This window comes from uncultured Gimesia sp. (genome assembly GCF_937919775.1).
Classification (GTDB): domain Bacteria; phylum Planctomycetota; class Planctomycetia; order Planctomycetales; family Planctomycetaceae; genus Gimesia.
This window is the reverse complement of record NZ_CALFPF010000318.1, coordinates 1-7,567: the sequence shown is the minus strand read 5'-3', so window position 1 is coordinate 7,567 and position 7,567 is coordinate 1. Positions and strand designations below refer to the sequence as shown.

The 7,567-nt window shown below is 51.3% G+C and carries 7 protein-coding genes; 5 read left to right on the top strand and 2 right to left on the bottom strand.

The genetic code is table 11. The features are described 5' to 3' along the window. Positions 1-1,339: DUF1501 domain-containing protein (locus tag Q0294_RS08775; protein WP_299463487.1), on the bottom strand; the 1,339-nt coding region annotated here is incomplete at its 3' end. Positions 1,340-1,966: 627 nt separating this feature from the next. On the opposite strand from Q0294_RS08775, the gene Q0294_RS08770 reads away from it, so the two are divergent. From Q0294_RS08770 to Q0294_RS08750, 4 genes are all read left to right on the top strand, one after another. Continuing rightward, entirely contained in the window at positions 1,967-2,869 is a 903-nt protein-coding gene (locus Q0294_RS08770) for an SgcJ/EcaC family oxidoreductase (protein ID WP_299463485.1), read from the top strand. 40 nt (positions 2,870-2,909) lie between these two features. Next, positions 2,910-4,211, top strand: coding sequence for a hypothetical protein (locus tag Q0294_RS08765; protein WP_299463482.1), 1,302 nt, complete (start codon positions 2,910-2,912; stop codon positions 4,209-4,211). Between the two features lie 266 nt (positions 4,212-4,477). Then, positions 4,478-5,059 (top strand): sugar O-acetyltransferase, encoded by a 582-nt coding sequence (locus tag Q0294_RS23400; RefSeq protein WP_366917935.1) that lies wholly within the window; start codon positions 4,478-4,480, stop codon positions 5,057-5,059. A 564-nt stretch (positions 5,060-5,623) separates the two neighbouring features. Next, positions 5,624-6,124: a hypothetical protein gene (locus Q0294_RS08750; protein ID WP_299463479.1), complete on the top strand. Its 501-nt coding sequence runs from the start codon at positions 5,624-5,626 to the stop codon at positions 6,122-6,124. A gap of 132 nt (positions 6,125-6,256) precedes the next feature. On the opposite strand, the gene Q0294_RS08745 is transcribed toward Q0294_RS08750, so the two are convergent. After that, positions 6,257-6,691 (bottom strand): hypothetical protein, encoded by a 435-nt coding sequence (locus tag Q0294_RS08745; RefSeq protein WP_299463476.1) that lies wholly within the window; start codon positions 6,689-6,691, stop codon positions 6,257-6,259. Between the two features lie 133 nt (positions 6,692-6,824). On the opposite strand from Q0294_RS08745, the gene Q0294_RS08740 reads away from it, so the two are divergent. Beyond that, entirely contained in the window at positions 6,825-7,508 is a 684-nt protein-coding gene (locus tag Q0294_RS08740) for a transposase (protein WP_299463473.1), read from the top strand. The last annotated feature ends 59 nt before the right edge of the window (positions 7,509-7,567 follow it).

The window sequence follows — 7,567 nt, the reverse complement described above, 5'->3', positions numbered from 1 at the left end:
GTTCCCGAATCGGTGCCTGGCGTTCCAGCAGATACTGCGGTCGGCCGTTGTTGTCCGGGATGGTTGTCGTGGCGGCATCGATGCCCAGGTTATGGTACAGCGTGGCGAAGACTTCCTGCATATGTACGGGTCGGTCGACCGCTGCTTCGGCCCATTTATCTGTTGAACCAATCACCTGCCCGGCCTGCATTCCCCCGCCCGCCAGCAGACCCGCATGCACGCGCGACCAATGATCGCGGCCTGCTTTCTCATTGATCTTGGGAGTCCGTCCGAATTCGCCCCACACGATGACCGTCACGTCCTGATCCAGTCCGCGTTCGTGGAGATCTTCGACCAGCGCCGCCACGCCCTGATCCAGTAACGGAATCACTTTGCGGCCTCTGCCAAAGTTATCGCTGTGGTAATCGAAATCAGCAAAACTGCAGGTTACCATCCGGGCCCCTGCTTCCACAGCACGCCGCGCCTGCAGGAACCGGGACATCAGCGCCTGGTATCCCATCTTGGGATCAAAGCCGAGCACTTTGGCATCGTCGATTCCATACCGGGCACGCACTTTCGGATCGACTTTCTCCAGATCCAACGCTTCCACCAGCCGGGATGAAGTCAACACCCCTAACGCCTGCTCTGTAAAGTTATCGCTGGTCTCGGATGCCAGTTTCTGATCGACCTTTCGCCGGAACGTATCCAGTTCATCCAGCAGCCTGGTGCGCTCACGCAAGCGAATGGTGGAAACCTGATTCAGGGTCATGTTGCTCATCACCTCGCCATCGGGGCGAAACGGAGTATGCGCCATTCCCAGAAAACCCGCACCTTTAATGTTGTAGGGATCATGCGCCATCTTTTGCGACAGGTCGATATAAGGGGGCACGGAAGGATCAACGGCCCCTTGCAGTTTGGAGAGAGCCGAACCCATGGACGGCCAGCCCCCCTGAGGTTTGGGATCCCGAAATTGATGGCCGGTGCAGCATTGAAATGAATCGTGTCGTCCTTCAGAACCAACCAGGGAACGGATGAGGGAGAACTTGTCCATCATCCCCGCGACGCGAGGCATCAGCTCGCTGATCTGAATGCCGGGGACATTGGTCGCAATGGGTTGAAACTCACCGCGAATCTCGGCGGGCGCAGCGGGCTTCAAATCGAACATATCCTGATGCGGCGGTCCCCCATTCAGGAAGATCATGATCACCGCTTTGTGAGACTGAGCCTGTTGATTCTGTTGTTCAGCCTGCAGCAGTTGAGGCAACGTTAAGCCCCCCATCGCCAGCCCACCAATCTGCAGAAAGGATCGGCGGGGGATACGATCACAGAATTTGGATGCACTGCCTTCAATTCTCAACATGCCGCATGTTCCAGGAAACCAGGAATAATGAAACCCACACTCCGTTGAATGGCTCAATGATACACAGACAACACATAAAATGATACCGATATCTATCATTTGAGATAAACCTGAATCCGCTCAGATTTCTTAATTCCACGCAGTTTCAATGACATCTCCTGTCAAGCGGGGAAAGTAAAATGTGGGGAAGGTGAAAGGTGTCAGCGACTATGTTAATGACAATTTAGGAAGTTCAGGCTTGAATTCCCATATTATGGGACGACCAAAGCGCGCCGCTCAGGCGGGATCTATTTATCATGTGCTCAATCGGGCGAATGCCCGGATGACGATTTATGAGTAGTAAAAGGTTCCTGACAACTTTTAATCTCCCGAAAACTCTGGGACTGGCTGAAAAGGATCGAAGTAAAATCGTTATTTTTTCAGCCAGCCAGTCCTCGAAAGAACGGCAACAATGAGTTATCGGCGCTTGACAAGGTATAGATTTCAGATACGCTTGCTATAGAAGAAAGGGGAGGCAGAAAGTCTGCTCCCGGAAAACGGACTCATCGCATTGAGTAGAGTTTCTATCGACCACATCATATCAAAATCCACATCATTAAATTGCCGCGAAGTCGGAAGGAATATCGAATGAATCGCACGGTGAGCAATCTTTTAATTTGTCTCAGCATATTCTGCATCGGACAAATCACTTTCGCCGCTGATCAGGCAAAAGACAAAGCGGCAATTGAGAAATCCATTCAGTCTTATCTCGCTGCCTTCAATTCCGGGGATTCGAAAAAACTGGCAGCACACTGGGCGCCTGATGCCATTTATACCAATCCACTCACCGGGACTGAAGTCGAAGGACGCGAGGCAATTTCAAAAGAGATGTCAGCCATCCTGAAGGAAGTAAAAGGTTCCAAACTCACGGTTGACGTCCAGTCCATTCAGTTTCTTTCACCCGGTGTCGCAGTCGAGCAGGGAACTTCAAAATTGATTTCTCCTGCCGGTGAGCCTCAAGAATCGGTCTACACGGCGGTGCATGTCAAGCGGGATGGAAACTGGTTTCTGGACCGCATTACCGAAGAAGAAATTCCCGTTGTTTTATCGAACTATGAACACCTGAAGACGCTGGAATGGCTGATTGGCGACTGGACCGACAGTGATGAAGCAGGGCGTGTCCAGACCACCTGCAAATGGACCAAAAACAAAAACTTCATTACCCGCTATTTTACGGCTTCCATACGGGATCGAGTCAATTTTTCCGGGATGCAGATCATTGGCTGGGACCCGGTTAAAAAACAGATCCGTTCGTGGGTATTTGATTCGGATGGTGGCTTTTCTGAAGGGGTGTGGACGAATAAAAAGAACCACTGGTATGTGATGATGACAGGGACCCTTCCCGACGGTCGTCAGAGCTCATCAACCAACATTTTTAAATTTGTGGATGAGAATCATTTTCAATGGCAGTCTGTGAATCGCATCATTGATGGTGCGTTACAACCAAATATCGATGAAGTGACCGTTGTACGAGACGCAGCTGTAGAATAATTATTATCCGATACCTGATCTAGTCTAGATGGACCTCGCCATGAAATCGATCACCTGTTTCCTCGCTGTTTGTGCTCTGATTATTTTTGCTTCTTCACCGGACGTCCAGGGGCGAGGCGGCCGTGGTGGCGGTGGAGGAGGTGGGATCAGCCGTGGTGGTGGCGGCGGCGGCGGAAACTTTTCGCGACCGGCTCCCAGCCGTTCTCCCTCAATGAGTCGACCAAGCTCAAGCAGACCTGCGGCTTCTCGTCCCAATGCTGGCCAGGCGGGGGCAAACCGTCCTGCTGCACGGCCTTCTCAGCCCTCAAACCGACCGGGGGGAGGACCCTCGAATAACGGTATCCGACAGGGGCAGGGCCAGAATGGCAGACCTACAAAATCAGACTTAAATAATTTCTTGAATATCCCGAATTCGGCTTCCAGCAGACCTGATGCGGGAAGAGTAGCGGGGGGCGGGGCGGCTGCTGACTTTTTAAACAACAATAGCCCCAGCCAGCGTCCGGGCGCGGATCGTGCAGAAAATCGTTCGGATCGAGTGAGCAACCGAGCTGAAAACAGACCAGATACAGATCGAACACAAAACCGAAATGACCGGGTGGAGAACCGAGGCGATCGCCGTGAAAATGGTCCCGCAGGAAATCGTCCGGATCGGATCAACAATCAGCAGGAGCGTCAGACACAACGGACTGACCGTCGCAATGAAGTGCGTAATCAGTTCCACGACAATCACCCTCGTTATGATTTCTGGAAAGATCATCCCAGCTGGGCCCGCTTTCGCTGGAATACTCCTTATCGCTGGGCAACCTGGGGGTTGATCGCTGGCTGGTTCCCGGGATATTCATCTGGGACTGCAGAATATGCATATGATTACGGTGAAAACATCTACTACGATGATGGTCAGGTCTACTATGGAGATGACGCAATCGCTACCGCAGACGAGTATTCGGAGCAGGCACAGGCGCTTGCCGAAAGTGCTCCTGAGGTCGATGAATCATCGGAATGGCTGTCGCTGGGCGTCTTTGCAATTACCAAAGACGGCGAAGACTCAGGCCCGCCTCCCACCTTATTCATTCAATTAGCGGTGAATAAACAAGGCATCATTGCAGGGACCTTCAACAATACCACCACAGATAAAACACAACCGCTTGAAGGAATGGTTGATGAGAAAAACCAACGTGTTGCCTGGGGGATCGAGGGAAAAAAATGGCCCATCATGGAGACCGGCCTCTCAAACCTCACAAAAGATACTTCAGCAGCGCTGGTCCATTTTGAGAATGGTGAAACCCAGCAATGGTTACTGGTCCGAATCGAAGAACCAAAAACGGACGAACAAAAAAACTGAAGCATGAATATTGCTTTAAACTGTTCGGCTGCAGGTCATCGCTCCAATTTCAATGAAGTCAGTTCACCGCACGGTCCAGGTTGGGCGTGCGGTTTCTTGCTTGGTGCTCAACTGTTATGTTGAAAGTTCAGCTGAGAGGGGACAGTAAAAGGTGCCAGGAGTCAAAGAATTCTGGCGTCATTTATTGCACTCAGCTACTCCCGGCAGTGAACCTGTTCTGGCCATATTCGAGAGCGAGAAAAGGTCAAGTAGGAAGCCCGTGAAACATGACATCTGAAAAACAGAAGATGCTGGCGGGAGAACTCTACGATGCCCTCGATCCCGAACTTGTTCAAGACAGGGAACGCGCAAGAGACCTCTGCCAGGATCTGAATGCCACTCGCGAAAGCGAGCAGGAAACCCGCCGTCGCATTCTGACGGATCTGTTGGGTGCAGGTGGCGAATCAGTCTGGATGCAGCCGCCCTTCTATTGTGATTATGGCAGCAATATCTATTTGGGTGAGCGGGTCTATTTCAATTTCAACTGTGTCGTTCTCGATGTGTGTGAAGTGAGGATTGGGGACTGCACGTTCTTTGGTCCAGCGGTGCAGATTTATGCGGCCACGCATCCGATGACTGCCCAACTCCGGCGTACGCAGGAGTTCGGGAAACCAGTCACAATCGGCTCGGATGTCTGGATTGGTGGCGGCGCAATCATCTGCCCCGGCGTCACGATTGGTTCAAAAACGGTCATCGGTGCGGGCAGCGTGGTCACCAGGGACGTGCCAGACGGCGTCTTCGCTGCAGGCAATCCATGCCGCGTCATTCGCGACATCACCCAGGAAGATCAAGCACAACCGACGACATAAGAAACTGCGCGGACCCTTTATCTGTTCCCGCAAGTCGTTGAGGTGGATCAAGCCTTGGGATTCGGAACAAATCACACTGCCGCTGTTTTGTGAATCGAGAGAAGCACCAGAGGCAAGCTGAGCCAGAATAAGGTTCCGGACACTTTTACCGACTCCCACTTTTACCGTCTCCGAATGGGAAGCTGATATAAATGGCATAGAACCTTCCTTGGTCAAATGTCTTCTCCACACCAACCCAAGGAAGGTCTTGCCAGAACGCAGCATAATGCCAGGAGAGGTTTTCCAAATACAATTTCCAGCGAACTGGCAAAAAAACGGAAAATTAAACACGTGACTGCGTCACGCCGAAAACGATGTGCAAACACAAAGTAAAAAAACAGCGGCAGTGCCATTCGTTCCAGGAACCTTAAAATGAGCCTGCATTCGAATTACTTTTTCAATCTGATCTGACGGCTTGGTGGTAACGCGGAATTATAGTTGTTTGTGAGATCCAGCATGGTGTATCATGAAAGATTCAATTCGGAAATACCAATCTGGTATCCCATTTCAATAGATTGGAATAACATGCAGAAGAGATTAGCGCTCGTTGTGATTATCTGTCTGAGCATCAGCGGTTGCTCGGGGCAGCAGGCTTCCGTTGACAAAATGAGTCAACAGACCGGCGATTTTGACTCGCTGGTTGAGACAGCCAGCCAGGTCGCTGACACGATTTCTGATACCCATTCTTCCGAAGGGCACACCTTTACGCTCGAGGTTATGGGCGGTTATCCCGATAAAGAAGAGACACTGATTGCCTGTGATGACAGAAGTGCGTCAGATGTCTCGACCCACTTTGCGCTCGTCAAATGGAAGAAGGTTGATGGAGTGTGGCGATTCGACTCGATGAAGTCTGGTTGGGACGACTTTGGCATGCTGTCGATTATCATTGAACAGCAAATCGTCAACAAACTTTGCCGGGCACTTGATGATCAGTTTAAACCGCCCCGGTCCGATCCGAAGAAAAGTGAAGAAACCGCTGAGGCACTGATGAAACTCATCGAAATGAGTAAACCGAAGGAAAACTGAATTCTTTAATATTAATCGGTCAAAAAGGTGTCAGCGACTGGTGCATAGAGGCGCAATCAATATCCGAAAAGCGTAAATGAAGGTGAAGACTTCGAATAGCCAAAAGACGAGAGGTTCCGGTGCAACGCCTTATTAGATGCCGTTGCTTTGCGGTTCGATGCTCCAGTTTTTGGGGAAAACTGTGTTTGGAAATATCATTCGACATTCGGCCAACATTTCATCCCATTCATCTGTCGTATACCGGTCGGATAGATGGAATAAGACAAGTTTGCCGAAACCGGAGCGAGCGGCAAGGTGAGAGACCATTGTTGTAGTTGTGTGAAAGTTGCGTTGTGCGAGATCAATATCTTGCTCACGGTACTGTGCTTCACAGACAACCGTGGTGCAATCACCTAGGACTTCCTGCAGTTGTTCGCTCGTTGTATCGTCGAGCAGGAAATCAGTAAGGTATGCGATCGATTCGCCAGGCGATTCAATTAACAAATCGTTGCGTAGGGCCGCGAGATCAAATGTCCGGCCATCGATGTCAATCGTAGGCGTTGAAGTGTCACTTTTGAGGTCTTTCATCCATGGACCGGGCCGCAGGCCCATTTCAGCAACACGGTCGGTCTGGATGTTCCACTTTGGTTTTTCTCGTGGGAATAAAGGTGTCAGGAACCATTTATTGACAATTTAGGCAATTTCTGCTAAGATATCGTTTATGGGACGATCAAAACGAGCCGCTCAGGCGGGATATATTTATCATGTGCTCAATCGGGCGAATGCCCGGATGACGATTTTTGAGACGGACGAAGACTACGCCGCGTTCGAGCGGATCTTGTCGGAAGCCGTCGCGCGGTTTGAGATGCGGCTGCTCAGTTATTGTGTGATGCCGAACCATTGGCATCTGGTCGTGCATCCCAGTGAAGACGGGCAGCTCTCCCGCTTCACAGGCTGGCTCACACTGACCCACACCCAGCGCTGGCACGCTCATCGCAAGAGCACCGGCTCCGGTCACGTTTACCAGGGACGTTTCAAATCGTTTCCGGTGCAGGACGACGAACATTTCTATACCGTGTGCCGTTATGTTGAACGGAATGCGTTAACGGCCAATCTGGTGAAGCGGGCCGAAGACTGGCGATGGGGCAGCCTCTATCACTGGAAACAGGGATCCACCGAACCGCAGCCTCTGTTATCCCCGTGGCCACAGAGGCGAAAGCCGGGCTGGGCCGCACACGTCAACCAGCGGCTGACCGACCGCGAACAGCAGGCACTGGAGCGAAGTCTCCAGCGCGGCAATCCCTACGGCGACGAAACGTGGACCACACAAACCGTCAAAAAACTCAGCCTCGAAAGCACTGTAAAACCAAGAGGAAGGCCTCGAAAAGCAAAAAAAGGTTCCTGACACCTTTTTCTGTCTGTTATCAAGACGGTAAAGGAAGGTATAGGAAATACCAAGAAAGA

What these genes read in the sequence shown, in the direction of transcription:
- Q0294_RS08770 (WP_299463485.1), top strand. Translation starts at nt 1,967, where the DNA reads ATGAATCGCACGGTGAGCAATCTTTTAATTTGTCTCAGCATATTCTGC.
- Q0294_RS23400 (WP_366917935.1), top strand. Translation starts at nt 4,478, where the DNA reads ATGACATCTGAAAAACAGAAGATGCTGGCGGGAGAACTCTACGATGCC.
- Q0294_RS08740 (WP_299463473.1), top strand. Translation starts at nt 6,825, where the DNA reads ATGGGACGATCAAAACGAGCCGCTCAGGCGGGATATATTTATCATGTG.
- Q0294_RS08765 (WP_299463482.1), top strand. Translation starts at nt 2,910, where the DNA reads ATGAAATCGATCACCTGTTTCCTCGCTGTTTGTGCTCTGATTATTTTT.
- Q0294_RS08745 (WP_299463476.1), bottom strand. Translation starts at nt 6,691, where the DNA reads ATGAAAGACCTCAAAAGTGACACTTCAACGCCTACGATTGACATCGAT.
- Q0294_RS08750 (WP_299463479.1), top strand. Translation starts at nt 5,624, where the DNA reads ATGCAGAAGAGATTAGCGCTCGTTGTGATTATCTGTCTGAGCATCAGC.